14 protein-coding genes are annotated in these 20,523 nt (G+C 26.4%); all 14 read right to left on the bottom strand.

The window, feature by feature from the left end:
* Positions 1-77: 77 nt before the first annotated feature.
* A complete protein-coding gene (locus ACK2WN_RS04875; RefSeq protein ID WP_416154973.1) occupies positions 78-1,511 on the bottom strand; it encodes an ATP-binding protein in 1,434 nt (477 codons plus the stop codon).
* Positions 1,511-2,227, bottom strand: coding sequence for a LytR/AlgR family response regulator transcription factor (locus ACK2WN_RS04870; RefSeq protein ID WP_118548395.1), 717 nt, complete (start codon positions 2,225-2,227; stop codon positions 1,511-1,513). The genes ACK2WN_RS04875 and ACK2WN_RS04870 overlap by 1 nt, the downstream gene beginning before the upstream one ends.
* 88 nt (positions 2,228-2,315) lie before the next feature.
* The gene (locus ACK2WN_RS04865; protein ID WP_416154972.1) at positions 2,316-3,293 is read right to left on the bottom strand and encodes a S8 family serine peptidase; all 978 of its coding nucleotides are present in this window, start codon (positions 3,291-3,293) and stop codon (positions 2,316-2,318) included.
* A 12-nt stretch (positions 3,294-3,305) separates the two neighbouring features.
* Positions 3,306-5,063, bottom strand: a complete 1,758-nt coding sequence (locus ACK2WN_RS04860; protein WP_416154971.1) for an ABC transporter ATP-binding protein — start codon at positions 5,061-5,063, stop codon at positions 3,306-3,308.
* Entirely contained in the window at positions 5,064-6,110 is a 1,047-nt protein-coding gene (locus ACK2WN_RS04855) for a radical SAM/SPASM domain-containing protein (RefSeq protein ID WP_006439178.1), read from the bottom strand. It lies immediately after the preceding gene.
* Between the two features lie 4 nt (positions 6,111-6,114).
* The gene (locus tag ACK2WN_RS04850) at positions 6,115-7,410 is read right to left on the bottom strand and encodes a radical SAM protein (protein ID WP_416154970.1); all 1,296 of its coding nucleotides are present in this window, start codon (positions 7,408-7,410) and stop codon (positions 6,115-6,117) included.
* 86 nt (positions 7,411-7,496) lie between these two features.
* Positions 7,497-10,097, bottom strand: coding sequence for an ABC transporter permease (locus ACK2WN_RS04845; RefSeq protein WP_416154969.1), 2,601 nt, complete (start codon positions 10,095-10,097; stop codon positions 7,497-7,499).
* A 67-nt stretch (positions 10,098-10,164) separates the two neighbouring features.
* The gene (locus ACK2WN_RS04840; RefSeq protein WP_416154968.1) at positions 10,165-10,332 is read right to left on the bottom strand and encodes a hypothetical protein; all 168 of its coding nucleotides are present in this window, start codon (positions 10,330-10,332) and stop codon (positions 10,165-10,167) included.
* 264 nt (positions 10,333-10,596) lie between these two features.
* The gene (locus tag ACK2WN_RS04835) at positions 10,597-11,841 is read right to left on the bottom strand and encodes a radical SAM protein (protein WP_416154967.1); all 1,245 of its coding nucleotides are present in this window, start codon (positions 11,839-11,841) and stop codon (positions 10,597-10,599) included.
* A gap of 13 nt (positions 11,842-11,854) precedes the next feature.
* Positions 11,855-14,458 carry an FtsX-like permease family protein gene (locus ACK2WN_RS04830; RefSeq protein WP_416154966.1) on the bottom strand — a complete coding sequence of 868 codons (2,604 nt, stop codon included), beginning with the start codon at positions 14,456-14,458 and terminating at the stop codon, positions 11,855-11,857.
* Between the two features lie 67 nt (positions 14,459-14,525).
* Entirely contained in the window at positions 14,526-14,705 is a 180-nt protein-coding gene (locus ACK2WN_RS04825; RefSeq protein WP_416154965.1) for a hypothetical protein, read from the bottom strand.
* Between the two features lie 276 nt (positions 14,706-14,981).
* The gene (locus tag ACK2WN_RS04820) at positions 14,982-17,582 is read right to left on the bottom strand and encodes an ABC transporter permease (protein WP_330000290.1); all 2,601 of its coding nucleotides are present in this window, start codon (positions 17,580-17,582) and stop codon (positions 14,982-14,984) included.
* Between the two features lie 237 nt (positions 17,583-17,819).
* Positions 17,820-19,256 carry a sensor histidine kinase gene (locus ACK2WN_RS04815; RefSeq protein WP_330000289.1) on the bottom strand — a complete coding sequence of 479 codons (1,437 nt, stop codon included), beginning with the start codon at positions 19,254-19,256 and terminating at the stop codon, positions 17,820-17,822.
* Entirely contained in the window at positions 19,256-19,972 is a 717-nt protein-coding gene (locus ACK2WN_RS04810) for a LytR/AlgR family response regulator transcription factor (protein ID WP_416154964.1), read from the bottom strand. Before ACK2WN_RS04810 ends, ACK2WN_RS04815 begins: the two co-directional genes overlap by 1 nt.
* Between the last annotated feature and the right edge of the window lie 551 nt (positions 19,973-20,523).

The following is a 20,523-nucleotide window of genomic DNA, read 5'->3' as shown; positions in this document are numbered from 1 at the left end:
GATTAAAACAAAAAAATAAGAGTATTCATATCAATAATTTGATACAAATACTCTTTTTATTTACAGAGCTTATAAACCTAATTTTTGGGGATAACCACCTTTATTCTAAATGTATTTTCATCACAAGAGATATTCATTTTTCCATTATATTTCTTTACAGAAGCTTCAACACTTTTTATCCCTATACCATGTTTTGATTTATCATTTTTACTTGTAATATATCGTCCTTCTACTTTTTTAACATCATTTTCTTTACTATTTTCACAAATAAAAACAAACATATTTTTAGCCCACATAGATTTTAAATTTATATACTTTCTACTATTTTCAATTTTATCACAGGCTTCTATTGCATTATCCAGTATATTTCCTAAAATACTAGACATATCTATATTTTCTATAAATCCTGTATTTTTAGAATCTAGATCTAAAATAAACTCTATCCCTTTATTCTCACAAATCTTCATTTTTTCGTCTACAATTATATCAAAAATAGCATTTCCACTTGCTTTAATTTTATTAGCTTTATTTAATTCATTTTGTATACTTTCTATATACTCTAAAGAATCTGATTTATTTTTATTCATATTTTTTATAGCATAAAGATGATTGTTCATATCATGATATAAGCGTCTAATATCTTCTTGAGATTTTTCTAATTTTTCATAGTAATCATTTTTAGATTCAAGTCTAGTATACATTTCTTTTTCTTTTACTTTTTCTTCACTTTGTTTTTTTATCTCAAGAATTATATAAAGAATTATTACTGTAGATATTATAGTAAACATAGGTATTATTTCTGTAATAATAATATACAATTCTGAACGATTTATTCCATATTTTTCTGTCTTTATTACATATTGCATTAATACTATGTAAACAAAATTTAGCATAATTATATTTATTGAATACCTATAAATTTTATTCTTTAAAAGTCTATCTATTAATTTGTCTAATATTATTACACTTATCCAAATTATTATTGCTATAATTATTATTTTTATATTAAATATATTCCAGTCATGCAATTCAAATTTTAAAGAAAGTGGACTTGACATGCTTACTCCATTTTCAAATGTAAATAAAAATCTTGATAAAAAAGAGTTCTCAATCATACTTATATATTGTCCTGTTAGTATATATAAAAAAGTAAACTTTTTCCATTCTAATTTATATACTTTTGAATATATATAACTAATTCCTATCATTATAACTATATTACTTATAATCCAAATCGCTTTTTCCTTAGATATTCTCATACTCTTGATAATCTCTATTAAATCAAACGATAATGCAGAATGTTGGCTTATATTATTATCTAAAATAGCTATATTCCATATGCTGATATACCTTGATGCTACATATAAGACTATTATTATAGTCGCCTGAATAACTATATTTTTCAAAAAATCTATATCGCTATATTTCCTATATCCAACTACCCAGTTTAATATAGATATCGAGAATATTATACAAATCAAATTAATACACTCACCAATTAATACATCCATTATATATCCTCTCCTATTGACCAGAAGTATTTATCCACTACTTCTTTATATTTATTTCTGCTAATAGGTATTCTAGCTCCATTTTCCATAATTATATCCCTATTGTAAATCTCTTCAATATATATCATATTTACAATATAACTCCTATGACATTGTATAAATAATTGTTTTTCAAAGTTAGATACAATATCATTTAAGTTACCTCTACATTCTAAATCTCCCTCTTTTGTGCATAGTTTTATTTTTTTATTAATTGCTTCTATATATATTAGATCTCTACTATATACTTTCTTAAATCCATTATCGGTCTTTATTTTTAAAAAGCAGCCTCTTTTCTTGGCTACTTCTACCACACACTCTTTTAGATTTTTTTCTATAACTTCATGTTGTATTGGCTTTTTTATAAATCTAAATGCTCTTACCTCAAAAGCTTCACTTATTTTTTCTCCTATTGATGTTACAAATATTATCTCAGTTGTTCTATCATATTCTCTTAGTTTACGAGCAGTTTCCATACCATCCAACCCATCCATTTGTATATCTAAAAAAAGTATATCTATTTCATTATCTAATTCTATATATTTTATAACATCTTCACCATTGCTAAATTCTTTGACTTGATACTCTATGTCTTTATCTATCATTGTATTTAGTATAGCGTTTTTTATATCCATTCTAACGTCTAACTCATCATCACATATTCCTATTGTTATCATTTTTTACCTCTCTTTATATCAACTAATTAAAAAGAGAGTATCTATGCTTTATAATTTTTGACATAAATACTCTCTCCCTTCTTTACTATTATTTATCTAGTTCTTTATGAACAATATGGCTCAAAATGTACAAATTTTCTATTTCGTACAAGTACAAATTCTCATAATTTATATCTATGCCAAATTCTTTATTTAGCATACAAACAAAATCATACGCATTATCTCCATACAACCCTGTCATATTATTAATCAAACTATTTTTTTCAAGAAACTCTATATTTATTCGTCCATCTGCAAAATTTTCATTCAAAATATCAACAATCTTTCTAACAATAGTATCATACACATATTCTTTTTTATATTTGTATCTTCTTTCTTTATATGTTTCAGATATGTTTGATTTACTTTTTAAAATTTGCTCTATTTTATAAATATCTTTTGTATTCTCTTTATACATTATCTCTGCTATTATCCCCGCAGCTAATGCAGATGCTCTACTATGCTTTCCAAATGCAGTTACACTATCTTTAAATTTATACAATCTATCTCTTCCATTTGCATACATTTGGTTTTCTCTTTTACTATCATATGTATAATCATTATCTTTGCAAATTCTCTTATATCCTTTCACACCAATTACAGAATCAAATGAAGCTGGATAACTTTTTATATTTTTCGCTTTCTTATGTTTAGAAGCTACTAGTATCTTTCCTTCACTTCTAAGAATATTGCATACTGTTCTCAAATCTTCAAGTCTATTTTCTTTTATCATAGATGCTGATATATTTATTATATCTATATTTTTACCAATCAGATTTGCTAATGCTACTATAAGCTTTGATACTTCAGTCACTCCTTCATCATTAAATATCTTAATAGGATATATTATCGCTTCTGGGCATCTTTCTAGTATAGTCTTTGCACATAATGTTCCATGTCCTATTACATCTTCTATATTATCTATACCTTCAACTTGCAATTCTTTATCATATACATATCTATCTTTGATATCTTTATCTTCCGTATCTATTCCTGTATCTAATACAGCAATTTTTATATTTTTCATAGAACTACCTCTTTATTCATTTCTATACAATTTATAGTATATTCCCTTTTTAGATATAAGTTCTTCGTGATTTCCTGATTCTGCTATTTTTCCATTTGACATTACAAATATTTTGTCTACATCTTTTATAGTAGATAATCTGTGTGCTATCACTATTACTATTCTATCTTCTAAGTTCTTCTTTATACTATCCATTATTATATCTTGAGATACATTATCTAATGCTGATGTAGCTTCATCAAATATAATAATTGGACTATCACATAACATAGCTCTGGCTATAGAAATTCTTTGCTTTTGTCCTCCAGATATTTTTATTCCTTTTTCCCCTATCTCTGTATCTAAACCAGCTTCAAGAGAAGAAATAAAATCATCTAAACCAGCTAAACTACATACTCTCAATATATCATCATCTGGTATTTTTTTGCCTAATGATATATTATTTCTTATTGTACTATCAAATATAACTATCTCTTGACTAACTACAGAAATACATTTTCTCAAAGACATAAGTTTTATATTTCTTATATCTCTTTCATCAATTTTAATACTTCCATCATCAACATCCCATAGTCTATACATAAGCTTTGAAAGAGTTGACTTTCCACATCCACTCTCTCCAACAATAGCCGAAATATCTCCTCTTTCAAATTTCATAGATACATTATTTAAGATATATTTCTTTTCAGATTCATCATTTTCATATCCAAACTTTACATTTTCAACAGATATTTCTTTAATATTATCTGCTCTTAGTCCTTCTAGCATATTTTGATCTTCATCTATAACAGGTTCTTCATCTAATATAGAATATACTCTTTCTATAGAAACTTTAGCTTGTTGTATTCTATTATTTGCATTTACAATACTTATACATGGGCCTATTAACATTCCTGCATAGTTTTGAAATGCTATTAATGAACCTAATGTAAAATCTCCATTTATTATCATATATCCACCATATCCATATATAGCCATACTCATCATAAGATTAAATATATTTGCAACACACATATTTCCACTCATAAGAACATCTATTTTTATATCTTTATTTATAAGTCCTCTCTGACCTTTTATAAATTGTGATATAAAAAACCTCTTTGATTTAGATATTATAACATTCATTATATTATAAACATATTCTTGAACTACATTGCTTGTATCACCATATTCATCTCTAAACATACTCACATTAGAATGTATATTTTTTGTAAAGTATCTCTGCGTTGTAACAAGTAATATTTGTATAAACACAACAACTACAAAAAGAACAGATTGTAGTCTAAACATTAAGTAGAGAGAAATAATCGCTGTTATTGAATTTTTAATAATAGAAAATACAAGTTCCGCATCTATATTTTCTATTATATCTATATCAGATTGTACTATAGACATAAGATTTCCAGTTTTATTCTCTGTATAGAATTTTCCAGATAACTTCGATAAATGATCTAATACCTTCAATCTAAACTTTACAGCCACCCTATTTCTCATAGTTGCATATATATAGCCTAGTGTCAAATTTAAAACTCTAGCTAAAACTGACATTACAGAATAAGCTGCAATTATTTTTAATAGTAATTCAAGATTTTTTCCTGTTATACCTTTATCTACCATATTTTTTGTCAGCATAGGCAGAATAAGGTCTATCGATGTTATAAATATCACCATTATCATTGCAGTAAAAATACTCATCTTATTATGATTTACTACAAATTTTATAAACCTTTTTACAGGACTTTTTCTTTTGGATATATTTGACTTTTCCATTTATAAATCCCTACCTCTTTCACCAAGTTCCAAAAGTTTTTTAGTTGTTTTAAAGTTCATATGTTCATCAACACAAGCCATATATGGCACTTCTGAATAACTACCTGTACTAAGTTTGTTAACTATTCTACATCTTACAGCAGTACAGTATTCTTTTCTTGTACAACCTGAACATTCTTCAAAATCTCTAAAATTCTCATTAACAACTTCTTTTAATTTATCTTTATCTAAAGGGTTTTCATTATATATATTTCCTATTTCATAGTCTTTTTTACCTATTGCAAATGTACACGGATAAATTGTTCCATCTGTATCTATGCAAAATGTGCATATACCACCAAAACAATCCCCTCGCTTAACATTTAAAAGTCTTAAATCTGTCATACCTAAATTTACTTCTGGATTTTTTAAATGAAAGTCTATAAGCTTCATTCTCTGTTCTTTATATACTTCAACTTTTTCCTCGCTCCACTCAGACATAATATCTACAGCAGTTGCAAGATATCTAAAGCCAAGTTTTGACACACTTTCAATACTTTCATACATTTTATCTACATTATATTGGTTAAATGTCATCCTACATCTAATAGGTATATTTTCATCTTGTAGTTTTTTTATATTTTTCATAACTATATCATATGATCCACTTCCGTCTGGAAATACTCTATTTGCATTATGTGATTCTTTAGTACCATCTAAACTTATAGATACCTCTGTTAAATCATTTTTTATAAACTCTAATATTTCATCGTTCATTATTGTTCCATTTGTAGTCATATCATATATTATTTTTCTATCTACTATTTCATCATCCAATTTATTTTTAATATATTTTACTATATCAAAATTTAGAAGAGGTTCTCCACCATGAAGTGTTATCCATAATGGTCTTTTATCATCCTTTTCTTCTTTTAGTTTTTCTTTTATAAACTCTATACATTTATCTGCTGTTTCTTTGTTCATATATTTTTTAGGTTTACAACCACCTTCATAACAGTAGCTACATCTAAGATTACAGTCATCAGTCATTACTATTGTAAATTTCATATTTTTATTCCCCCCATACTATTCTATTTAATTGTGGTTTCATTATAGAACACCATTTTTCATAGTCAGGACAATCTTCATTATCTAACAACTTATCTACTAGTGCAGGACAGAAAAAGCAAAATACATTTACATCACAATCCTTACATTTTTCAAAATTATACGGCATTATATTTTGTAGTCTAGCTGCTAGTTTACTATCAGATAAATCATAATCAAAATCAAGCACACTCATTCTAGTATCTTTATCTAATGCACTTCCATAAGAATACTTTGGTTTTATCAAAGATTGACATGGATACATATTTCCATCATAATCTATAAACATTTTTGACTTATACATATCACAAGAACATGATTTTAGATTATCTTTATCTTTTTCAAAACTTAATTTATCTAATTCTGTAAGTCCAAATGGAAGTATAGTTTCCTCTGATATAAAGTATGACGCATTTTCTACTCCTCTACCTTCTGGCTCAAAGCATCTAACCATTCCTTTTGTTCCTATTCTTTCATTTAAAGCATAAAATTTTTCTTCAAGGTGTTTATTCTTATCTCCAACAACCATAGACGTTCTTATATTTCTAAATCCTCTAGTATGAAGTAATACTATAGATCTCATTATTTTATTGAATACTCCTCTTTCCCTAACTAATCCACAAGTTTCTTCATCTACTCCATCTATACTTATTTCTACTCTATTAAAATGATTTACTATAAAGTCTACATTAGATTCATCTATAATAGTTGCATTTGTAGAAAGAACTAGTTCTGTTTTACAGTCTTTTTCTTTAAAGTAATGAACACACTCTTCAAAATCGCTTCTTATCATAGGCTCTCCACCTGTTATTATAAACTCGTACGGTTCTAGTTCAGCTACAAAATCCATTATTGATTTTACATCTTCTGTAGTTAGTATATCTTTTTCTGTAGAGTTGCAATTTGTACAACAATGTCTACAAGCTAAATTACACTTATGAGTTGCTGCCAAATATATAGCTTTAAATCTATTATTCATATTTTTATAAAAATCTTCACTCATTGATGATTCAAGTATACCTGCTTTTCCCATGTTTATCATAAGGTCTTTCATATATTCCTTGTCTGAACCTTCAAACATATCGACAAATTCTTCTACTGTAAGTCCCATTTCTTCTGCCTTTTTTATATATGAGTATACTTCTTTACTTTGAATTATATGTCTTTTAAATCTTGTGTTGTACATAAGCACTCTGTTATTTCTTTCTCTTATTATCAGTTCTTTGTCTTTAAATTTAATTCTTTCTTCTCTAAACTTCAAAGTAATCACCTTCTTTATGATTTTTATTTAATATATGAGGATAGCAAAAACTATCCCATATATTAATTATTTTTATTTTTTACTATCTAGTCTATATCTCTCATACCATCTGATATTTCTTTATTCTTAAAATCTCTGTTTGCTAATTTTACTGCTATTATACAAGTAACTAGTGTAACAACTGCGAATATTATCGCCTGTGGATATGGGAATGTAAAGTCCATAAAATGCTCTATACCATATGTTTTATATGCTTCATTATGCCATTCAACAAACTTGATAAGTTCATATGTTGACAATCCTATACCTGATAATATACTCAATAAAGCATATATCATTGATTCCCACATATTCATCCTATTCATATCTTTAGCAGACATTCCCAAAGCTCTCATTGTAAATATTTCTTTTCTTCTTTCCATTAAATTAGATTTAACTGTACAGAATATACTTATTGCAGCAATCATTAGTACCAAACTTATATTTACGATACCTTCTCTGTACATTTGTTTAGTTCCTTCAATTTGTTCATTATAAAATCCTTGTTTTATTTTTAGTGATCCTGGTACATTTTCTTTAATATATTTTTCTATTTTCTTATTCTCTTCTACATTATTAATATCTTTATAATCTACAATAAGATTATTATATGCTTTAAACCCTAACAATTCTTTCATATTATTTTCAGAAGTTATTACCTCTAAAGCAGATGGTTGAAGAAAATCTCCATAAGCCCGCCACTCTAAATCTATTATCGCTGCAACTCTTACTTTTACATTTCTTTTTTCTATTTTTTCTCCATTATGATATTTTACACCAAGAGTTATTACGTCACCCTCTTTTAAATCTTTATATATATTTTGATAAGTATTTGTTTTTATAATATCATAAAAATGATTATATACTGCTACATTTACATATCCATCTGTTTTACCATTTATATCTTTTGTGGTTTTATCATCTAACATATATTCTTCTAAGACTCTTTTTATATCTTTATCATTAAAGAATCTAAGGTAATTTTCAAACTCAACTTTTTCCTTCCCTTCTATTCCATAATACTCTATAAAATAATCATTTATCTTATTTCTATCTTCAACAAATGTTGATTTACCATTGTATCTAGAAGAAACAAATTTTACACCTTTCATATCTTTTATATTGTCTATTATCTTTTCTGGTATTTTATAAGTATCTGGATCACTTGCTATTCCAATAGAACTTTCTATATCGTATCTATGATATATTCTTCTTATCTTGTCATTAACTTCATTCACCATACTTGAAAATGTATACATAATTAAATATCCACAAAGTGTAATAGTAAGTATTGATATTAATGTTCTTGTCTTTTTAAGCCAAAGATTTCTTATTCCCATATATCTATAAATACCAAACTTATTTTGAATAAATCTTCCTACTTTTGATTGTTTTCCTCTATTTATATGAGTTGTAGAATTTGTTATAGATTCCATACATCCAACTCTACCTATCCTTATTACAGGAATAATTGTAGCTAACATTATAGCTGTTATAGTCACTATAATAGTTTTTGTAATTACTTCAGTATCTATATATATTCTAGGTTTAACTTTTGCTATTTCTAATGTAGTGTCTTTAAATAAATTAACTCCTAATCCTGTAATCCCTACTCCTACAGCAATTCCTATTATAGTTCCAAATATCGCTAATAATACTGACTGATATATAACCATAAATCTTATATCTTTTTTTCTTGCTCCAATAAGTCTTAGCATACTTATTTCTTTTAAGTATTCTCCCCATATTATATTTAACATATTGAATACTAAAAGGATTACCGTTAAAATTAAAATCAAGTTATTATTATTAATCTCTCTTATATTTTTCAAATCATTTATTTTAAATAATTCTGCTAAATAATTTGAATTTGGATTGAATGACATTCTTCCAAGTTCATAATCCATAGCTACTTTTTCAACTAGACTATTCGCTTTTTCTTCATTTCCATTAAATCTTAATATTATATCGTATGTCAACGCCTCGGTTGGAATTATATTTTGTCCATTAAAATCTCCATATGTATAACTTAATCCTCTCTCATGTTCTGCTCCTGTGATACTAGAATCAAGACCTTTATATGCTCTTTGTACAATTCCAACTACTTTAAATGTTTTTATTTCAGAATATAATTTTTCCTCTCCTGTAGGAAGAGTATAACTTTTTCTAAGCTCAAAAGATATTGTTTTTCCTATTGGATTTTCTGATATACCTAAATTTTTAGCACTTTCTTCATCTACCACTATCTCGTTATTATTTTTAGGTTTCCTTCCTTTTAAAACTTGACCTTTTCTATCAAAATATTTCATTGAATTATCATTTTCTCCATCAAATGATTTTAATTCAACTCTTGTACCATTTTCTTTATTTATAAGAAACCCTAAGTTTTGCACATTATCATTGTATCCTACTCTCTTATCATTCTTTACCTTATTTATCTTTTCCTTGCTAATATCTACATATTCAATATGATAATCACCATACGCCTTTTTATATGCTTCTGCTCTGCTATATGTCTGAGATACTTCTATCATATCTATAGAAATCATAAATGCTACTGTAGCTATTACCATGATAAGCATCATCAGACTTCTGGATTTGTTCTTTTTTATATATAGATAAGAAAGTTTTCTATATATTTTTTTCATAATACCACATCCTATTCTTAGTAAAATAGGGGAGTATGATACTCCCCTTTATACCTCAAACTGTAATTTAATACATCTTTGTAGGATATGGTGATGTACCATTATAACAATCTTTACAGCAATTATGTTTACATATGATATTATTACTTCCTTTACATGGATCTGCTTGCATTTCTATTTCTTTTAGTTCTATCTTTTCCTCTATTTTTATTTTTTTTCTTTTAACTTCTGACATTTTATTTTCCTCCTAAGTTTTTATATTTATATATATGATTAAATTAAAATATAATTTCAAATAGTATCCTCTGCCAAATATTTTTATACAATATTCTCTTTTATTATGTGTGCAGGTTGCTATTATTCATTTATTTAATTTAATTAATATATTAAAGTTAAAAATTTTTTCTTTAAATTTCTTGTCTTTAAAATAACATTTTAACTTATTAAAAACAATAGCTTTGTCCTGAATGGTATGAAAATTTACCTGAATGGTAAAATTCTACTTCCACAATATATTTTCCAAATGCTTTTTATTAAATTCACAGTATTTTTCAAATGCTTTTTCATTTTCATATAGTAACTGATTTTTCGCTGGGCAAGTATTACAAAAAGCATTTACTGAACAATCTCTGCAGCGAGTTTGATTTTTTAGATCTAAGTTTTCAAAGTTTTTAAATCCTTCAAAATCCTTTTTATATAATTTTTCCTCTGTTTCTAAGTCCATATCTAATATATTAAATGTCTTAAATTTATCATCTGTTATATTTGGACAAGAATACACATATCCATCATCTGCTATAAATATGCTATTTCTTCCAGCATTACAATGTCCTGTGTTTATATTGTCGTAGCTATTTTCATCTAAAGTATATAAATCTTGAGGAGTGTAGAATACCTCATCATTTTCAACATACTTTTCACATCCACTAAATCCTCTTCCAAATTTACAGAAGTATCTTATTCTCGCTTTTGTACCTATTTTTTCATTTAGTTCTTCAAACTTTTGTTTATATCCTTCGTTATATTTTCCCATTACCATAGATATACTTATCTTATCGCAACCATTATCTTTAAGATGTCCAATAGCCTTCATAACTTTGTTGAATACACCTTTTCCCCTTACTTCTGAGCAAGTTTCTTCGTCGTATCCATCAAGGCTAATCTCTACTGCGTAAAAATTATCACTTATAAATTTAGCCATTTTTTCATCTATTAGCGTAGCATTTGTGCTTAGTATGAGCTTTTCGTCGTATTTTAATTTTATATATTCTATAAACTCAACAAAGTCTTTTCTTACAAGTGGCTCTCCTCCTGATATTGTAAGATTGATTGGATTTAATTTTAATACATTGTCTACAACTTTTTTTAACTCGTTCAAGTTCATTCTTTCTTCCCGATTTATGTTTGATTCTTTGCAGCAATAGCAACAATTTAGGTTACATTTATTAGTTATAGCTATTGAAACTTTTGGAATCATTCCATAATATATTTCTTCATTTGGATTTTCTGTTACTAGATCTAAATCTTCTAATGATTTTATTATTTTTCTAAAGTAGTCTTTGTCATCTTCACTAAATAAATCAATCATTTTTTCAAGAGCCAGTTGTTTTTCAACTGACTCTTCTATCACTTCATAGCATATAAGAGGAATTTTTATCCATTTTCCACTATATTGGTTGGATATTATAACGATGCTGTCTTTTTTCATTATGTTTGCTTTTTTATTATAAAAATAACCACTCATCACACTTCCTCCTCTAGTCTATATCTCTCATACCATCTGATATTTCTTTATTCTTAAAATCTCTGTTTGCTAATTTTACTGCTATTATACAAGTCGCTAGTGTAACAACAGTGAATATTATCGCCTGTGGATAAGGGAATCTAAAGTCCATAAAATGTTCTATTCCAAAATCTGTATAGGCATTATTGTTCCACTCAACATATTTTACAAGTTTGTATGTTGCCAATGCTATTCCAGATATTATACTTAATACTGCGTATGTTACAGCTTCATACATATTCATACTATTCATATCCTTAGCAGACATTCCCAATGCTCTCATTGTAAATATTTCTTTTCTTCTTTCCATAATATTAGATTTAACTGTACAGAATATACTTATAGCTGCAATCATAAGTACTAAAGTTATATTTATAATGCTTTCTCTGTATATTTGCGACATTGATTCCTTTTGTTGATTATAAAATCCTTGTTTTATACTTAATGCTGCAGGTATATTTTCTTTAACATATTTTTCTACTTTTCTATTTTCTTCTACATTATTTATATCCTTATAATCTACAATTAGATTATTATATGCTTTAAATCCTAGCAATTCTTTCATATTATCATCAGATGTTATTATCTCTAATCCTGAAGGTTGAAGAGCATCTCCATAAGACTGCCAATCATCTTTAAGAATAGCTCCTACTCTAACTTTTATATTTCTTTTTTCTATCTTATCTCCATTATGGTATTTTACACCAAGAGTAATTATATCTCCTACTTTTAGATTTTTATATATTTTATGATATGTATCTGTTGTCGTAGGATCATAAAAGCTATTAAATACAGCTACATTTATGTAACCATTTGTTTTTTGTTCTATATCTTTTGTAGTCTTATTATCTAACATATATGGCGCTACGACTTTCTTTATATCATCATTTTCAAAAAATCTAAGATGATTTTCATATTCAACTTTTTCACTGCCATCTATTCCAAAGTATTTTATATAGTAGTCATTTATTTTATTTTTATCTTCAATAAAGGTTGCATCACCATTGAATCTAGCATTTGCACATTTCACAGCATCCATATTTTTTATTTTTTCTATTTTATTTTCTGGTATTTTATATGTTTCTGGATCATTTGCTATACCCATTGATGATTCTATATCATATTTATAGTATATTCTCCTTATTTTATCATTTACTTCATTTTCCATATCTGAAAATGTGTACATAATTAAATATCCACAAAGTGTAACAGTAAGTATTGATATTAATGTTCTAGTTTTTTTAAGCCAAAGGTTTCTTACTCCCATATATCTGTAAATACCAAATTTATCTTGTATAAATTTACCTATTTTTGATTGTTTAGTTTTGTTTTTATGTTTTGAAGAACTTGATATACTTTCCATACATCCTACTCTTCCTATTTTTATAACTGGAACTATTGTAGCTAATGCTATAGATACAACAGATATTATAATTGTTTTTATCATTACACCTGAATCTATATGAATTTTTGGTTTTACTTTTGCTATTTCTAAAGTACTATCTTTAAGTATATTAACACCTATTCCTGTTATACCAATTCCAACTATAACTCCTATAGCTATTCCTATTACAGCAAGTAGCAAAGATTGATATATTACCATAAATCTTATATCCCTTTTTCTTGATCCAATAAGTCTTAACATACTTATTTCTTTTAAGTATTCACTCCAAATTATATTTAGCATATTAAATACTAAAAGTATAACAGTTAATATTAATACTAAATTACTTGTTCTTGTATTTGATATTTCTCTTGCAAATGTAACATCACTTAAAGCTGCTAAATAATTTCCATTTGGGTAAAATGCCATTCTTCCAAGATTATAAGTAGCGGATACCTTTTCCACTAAACTTGAGGCTTTTTCTTCTTTTACATTAGCATATCTTAATATTATGTCATATGTTAATGCTTCCTGTGGTATTATGTTTTGTCCATTAAAATCTCCATATGTATAACTAATCCCTCTTTCTTGTTCTGCACCTGTTATTTCTGAATTAAGTCCTTCATATACTCTTTTTACCACACCAACTACTTTGAAAGTTTTCCTTTCAGAATATAATTTTTCCTCTCCATTAGGAAGATTATAGCTTTTTCTAAGTTCAAAAGATATTTTCTTTCCTATTGGATTTCCTTCTATACCTAAGTTTTTAGCACTTATTTCATCTACCACTATCTCGTTATTATTTTTAGGGATTTTCCCTTTAAGAACCTGACCTTTTCTGTCAAAGTATTTCATTGAATTATCATTTTCTCCATTAAATGATTTTAATTCAACTCTAGTTCCATTATTATTATTTATTAAATATCCTAAGTTTTGTACATTATCGTTATATCCTACTCTCTTATCTTTAGCAACTTTTTGCATTTTTTCTTTGCTTATGTCTACATACTCACAATGATAATCGCCATAAGTCCTTTTATATAATTCTGCTTTATCATATGCTCTAGATATATCTATCATGTCTATAGAAATCATAAATGCTACTGTAGCTATTATCATAATAAGCATCATAAGACTTCTTGATTTATTCTTTTTTATGTATTGTAAAGAAAGTTTTCTATATATTTTTTTCATAATATCACCTCTTTATCCTGTAAAATAATAGGGGAGTTTAACTCCCCTATTATAAAAAAATTATTTTTTAATATTTATTTGATTGCCATGATGATTGATTATTATAACAGTCTTCACAGCAGTTATGTTTACATGGTACTTTTCCAATACTTTTACAAGGATCTCCCTGCATTTCAACATCTTTTAATTCTATTTTTTCCTTTATTTCTATTTTTTTACCTTTTAATAATTTTTCTTCTTTTCTCATTTCTAAATCCTCCTGTTTTTTAATATTTTATATATAAATCTGAACCAAAGTATAATCTCAAATAGTATCCTCTGCCAAATCTTGTTTTTATATCTTTTCTTTTATTCTGTGTGCAGGCTGCTATTTTCAATCTTTTCAATTCAGTTAATATATCAAATTTAAGAATTTGTTATCTTTAATCTTCTTCCCTTTTCTTGTCTTTAAAATAACATTTTTAATTATTAAAAACAACAGATTTGTCCCGAGTGGTAGAAAAAACGTCCTCAATGGTATATTCTAATCTAAATCTCTCATACCATCTGATATTTCTTTATTCTTGAAATCTCTATTTGCTAGTTTTACTGCTATTATACAAGTCGCTAGTGTAACCACTGCGAATATTATCGCCTGTGGATATGGGAATGTAAAGTCCATAAAATGCTCTATACCTTCTGATTTATATACATCATTGTACCATTTAACCTCATTTAAAAGTTTATATGTAGCTAATGCTATACCACCTATTATACTCAATACCGCATATATAACAGCTTCGTACATATTCATACTATTCATATCTTTATCAGACATTCCCAATGCTCTCATTGTAAATATTTCTTTTCTTCTTTCCATTAAGTTAGATTTAACTGTGCAGAATATACTTATTGTTGCAATCATAAGTACTAATGTTGTATTAATAAAACCTTCTCTATAAGATTCTTCTTTATATTCATTTTGCATATTGTAAAATTCTTGTTTTATTTTAAACGATGCAGGTATATTTTCTTTAATATATTTTTCTACTTTTCTATTTTCTTCTATGTTATTTATATCCTTGTAATCTACAATTAGATTATTATATGCTTTAAATCCCAACAATTCTTTCATATTATCATCAGATGTTATTATCTCTAATCCTGAAGGCTGAAGAAAATCTCCATAAGACTGCCAATCATCTTTAAGAATAGCTCCTACCCTAACCTTTACATTTCTTTTTTCTATCTTATCTCCATTATGGTATTTTACACCAAGAGTAATAATATCTCCGACCTTTAAATCTTTATAAATCTTATGATAATAATCTGTCTTTATTGGATCATAAAAACTATTAAATACAGCTACATTTACATAACCATTTGTTTTTTGTTCTATATCTTTTGCAGTTTTATTATCTAACATATATGGCTCTACAACATTTTTTATATCGCTATTTCCAAAAAATCTAAGATGATTTTGATATTCAACTTTTTCACTTCCATCTATTCCAAAGTATTCTATATAGTAGTCATTTATTTTATTTTTATCTTCAATAAAGGTTGCATCTCCATTAAATCTACCATTTGCAAATTTAACTGCATCCATATTTTTTATTTTTTCTATTTTATTTTCTGGTATTTTATATGTTTCTGAATCATTTCCTATCCCCATAGATGATTCTATATCATATTTATGATATATTTTTCTTATATTATCATTTGCTTTGTCGTGTATACTTGAGAAAGTGTACATAATTAAGTATCCACAAAGTGTAATTACAAATATTGATATTACTGTTCTAGTTTTTTTAAGCCAAAGGTTTCTTACTCCCATATATCTGTAAATACCGAATTTATCTTGTACAAATTTACCTATCTTTGATTGTTTAGCTTTGTTTTTTTGTTTTGAAGAATTTGATATACTTTCCATACATCCTACTCTTCCTATTTTTATAACTGGAACTATTGTAGCTAATGCTATAGATATAATAGATATTATAGTTGTTTTTGTTATTACTGTTGAATCTATATGGATTTTTGGTTTTACCTTTGCTATTTCCAAAGTACTATCTTTAAGTATATTAACTCCTATTCCTGTTATACCAATTCCAACTATAACTCCTATAGCTGTTCCTATTACAGCAAGTAGCAGCGATTGATATATTACCATAAATCTTATATCTTTTTTTCTTGCTCCAATAAGTCTTAACATACTTATTTCTTTTAAATATTCACCCCAAATTATATTTAGCATATTAAATACTAAAAGAATTACAGTTAATATTAATACTGACTTATTTGAACTTGTTTCAGCAATTGCTCTTTTATCTTTAATCTCATTTAAAGCACCTAAATAATTTCCATTTGGATAAAATGACATTCTTCCAAGTTCATATTCCATAGCTACTTTTTCAACAAAGTTCCCCACTCTTTCTTCATTACCATTAAATCTCACTATTATATCGTATGTCAACGCTTCATAAGGTATTATGTTTTGTCCATTAAAATCTCCATATGTATAACTAAGCCCTCTTTCTTGTTCTGAACCTGTTATATTTGAATCAAGTCCTTCATATACTCTTTTTACTACACCAACTACTTTGAAAGTTTTATTTTCAGAATATAATTTTTCTTCTCCATTTGGAAGAGTATAGCTTTTTCTAAGTTCAAAAGATATTTTCTTTCCTATTGGATTTCCTTCTATACCTAAGTTTTTAGCACTTATTTCATCTACTATTATTTCGTCGTTATTTTTAGGTATTTTGCCTTTAAGAATTTGACCTTTTCTATCGAAATACTTCATTGAATTATCATTTTCTCCATTAAATGATTTTAATTCAACTTTAGTTCCATTATCCTTATTTATTAAATATCCTAAGTTTTGTACATTATCGTTATATCCTACTCTCTTATCTTTAGAAACTTGTTGCATTTTCTCTTTACTTATATCTACATACTCACAATGATAATCTCCATATGTTTTTTTATATACTTCTGCTTTATCATATGCTCTAGATATATTTATCATGTCAATAGAAATCATAAATGCTACTGTAGCTATTATCATAATAAGCATCATCAGACTTCTTGATTTATTCTTTTTTATATATTGTAAAGAAAGTTTTCTATATATTTTTTTCATAATATCACTCCTTTAGCATGATTAATCAAAATAATAATTATTATCTTTTTATTTAAGTAATTACTTTTTCTTGCTTATAGAATAACATTTTTTATCTGAAAAATACTCAATTTGTCCCGAGTGGTAGGAAAAACGTCCTTAACGGTAAAAATTTATCTTTACAAACAAAAAAATAAGAGCGTATACATCATTTTCATAACATATACACTCTCAAATTTATAAATTATATATTAAATTTTATCTCTTAGGAATCATTATTTTAACTTTAAACAAATTATCGTCGCAGAATATCATCATATTCCCATCATAATTTTTTACAGATTTTTCGACGCTTTTTATTCCTATTCCATGCTCAGATTTATTAAGCTTATCAGTTATAAATCTATCTCCAATCTTTTTAACCTCATTTTCTTTGCTATTTTCACAGATTATTACAAACATATCATCTGCCCACATAGAAGTTAGTTTTATATATTTTTTATTGCTTGTCATTTTATCACAGGCTTCTATAGCATTATCCAATATATTTGCTAATATACTAGACATATCCATATTTTTAATAAATCCTGTATTTTTAGAGTCCACATCAATATCAAACTCTATCCCTTTATTTTTACAAATATTCATTTTTTCGTCTACAATTATATCAAAGAGAGAATTTCCACTTAATCTCGCTTTACGAGCTTCTTTTAGCTCATTTTGTAAGCTTAATATATATTCAGACGCATCTTCTGAGCTTTTATTCATCATCTGTATATTGTATAGATGATTATTCATATCATGGTATAATCTTCTTATTTGATTTTGAGATTCTTCTACTTTTTCATAATAATCATTTTTAGTTTCTAATCTATTGTATACCTGTTTTTCTTTCAACCTTTCTTCATTTTCTTTTTTCATATCAATAACTATATAAATAGTTATTGCAATAGCTATTATTGCTAATTGTGGTACTATTTCCATAATAATTAAATATTGTTCACTTTGAAATGGACCGTACATTTCTGAAAATCTTACTAATATTTTTAGCATTATAAATACACTGTTTACAAGAATAATATATGATGCGTATACATATATTTTATTTTTTAAAATTTTATTTATAATATTAATAAAAATAATAATTAAGATACATACTAAAAATAAAATTACTAATACCTTTATGTTAAATATATTCCAGTCGTGTATATTAAAATTATGAACTATATCATCTGACAAACTTTTACCAGTTTGAATTGCAAATAATATTCTTGGTATAATAACTTCTTCAAATATATTTGCATATTGTCCAGATAGAATATATAAAAATATAAATTTCTTCCAATCAACTTTATATATTTTATTGTATACCAAGGTCATACTAGACATTATAACTATGTTTATTGTAATCCACATCAAGTTTATTATTGAAAAATCAAAATTTTTGATAATAGAAAATAGACTAAAGTAATACTCTATATAATTTGATTTTTCGTTATATATGATAGATATATTCCATACATCAATGTATTTTGATATGATAAATATAATCACCACTATAGCTGATTGAATAGCTATATTCTTCCATATACTTATCTCACAGTTTTTTCTATATCCAACTACAAAATTAACTATACTGATAGATAAAACTATACTCAACAATCTTATAATTTCCGCTAATAATACATCACTCATTATACATCCTCACCTACTGACCAGAAGTATCTATTCATCACTTCTTTATATTTGCTCCTACTTATTGGAACAATAGATCCATCCTTCATAATAATATCCTTGTTTCCTATTTCTTTTATGTATATTATATTTACAACATAGCTTCTATGGCATTGTACAAATAGCTGCTTTTCAAGATTATCCATTATTTCTTTTAGAGTTCCTCTATATTCAAAATTGCCCTCTTTTGAGTATATTTTTACTATTCTATTGAGTACCTCTATATACACAATATCTCTACTATATATTTTTCTAAATCCTGTTTCTGTTTTTATCTTTAAGAAGCAACCTCTCTTTCTCGCTATTTCTATTACACATTCTTTTAGATTCTTTTCTATAACCTCATGCTGCACAGGCTTTTTAATAAATCTAAACGCCCTCACTTCAAAAGCTTCACTTATCTTATTTTCGATAGACGTTACAAAAAGTATCTCTGTCGTTCTATCATATTCCCTAAGCTTACGAGCTGTTTCCATACCATCTAATCCATCCATCTGTATATCTAAAAACAGTATATCTATCTCATTATCAGATGATATATATTTTATAACATCCTCACCCTTACAAAACTCTCTTATCTCATACTCTGTACTATCTTCCTTCATACTTTCTATCACAGACTCTCTTATCGCATCTCTAACATCTAACTCATCATCACAAATTCCAATTGTTACCATTTCATTACCTCTCATACATATTATTAAAATATTTTTCATTATTATATACAATACACTACTATTGTAACATAAAACTATTTTTGTAAACTAATAAGTTTCTTTATATCTATTGTAATCAAAGCATATCGGTTTACAACTATTCCTATATTTTGATATGTACTTCTTTTTAAATAATCTTTTATAAATTTACTAACTTATAATAGATGGATAATACCAAAATTTGCTAAAACTATTGATAGTATGTAGCATATGAGTTATATAGACAAATCTCTCTCGACAATCTGCAAGCGTGTATTTTATTCACAACAATACATCTTACTTACACGCACGCTGAAGCCTGGAGAGGAGTTTGTCTATATCTCATATGCTTTTCATATTACCAAAAGATTAGCAAATTTTGATTTATCCAATATTAAAAAATAGTAAATTTATAAAAGATTATTATCAAGTAGGGGCTAACTTGTAGCCCCTCTCACACCACGGAGCGTGCCGTTCGGCACTCCGCGGTTCAATTTCATATAATAATCTAAGCAACTTATTAATCCTCTTTT

It is taken from the genome of Peptacetobacter sp. AB800 (assembly GCF_047807365.1).
In the GTDB taxonomy this organism is placed as follows: Bacteria; Bacillota; Clostridia; order Peptostreptococcales; family Peptostreptococcaceae; genus Peptacetobacter.
Note: the sequence above shows the minus strand (reverse complement) of the source record. Positions and strands in the feature narration are given on the sequence as shown.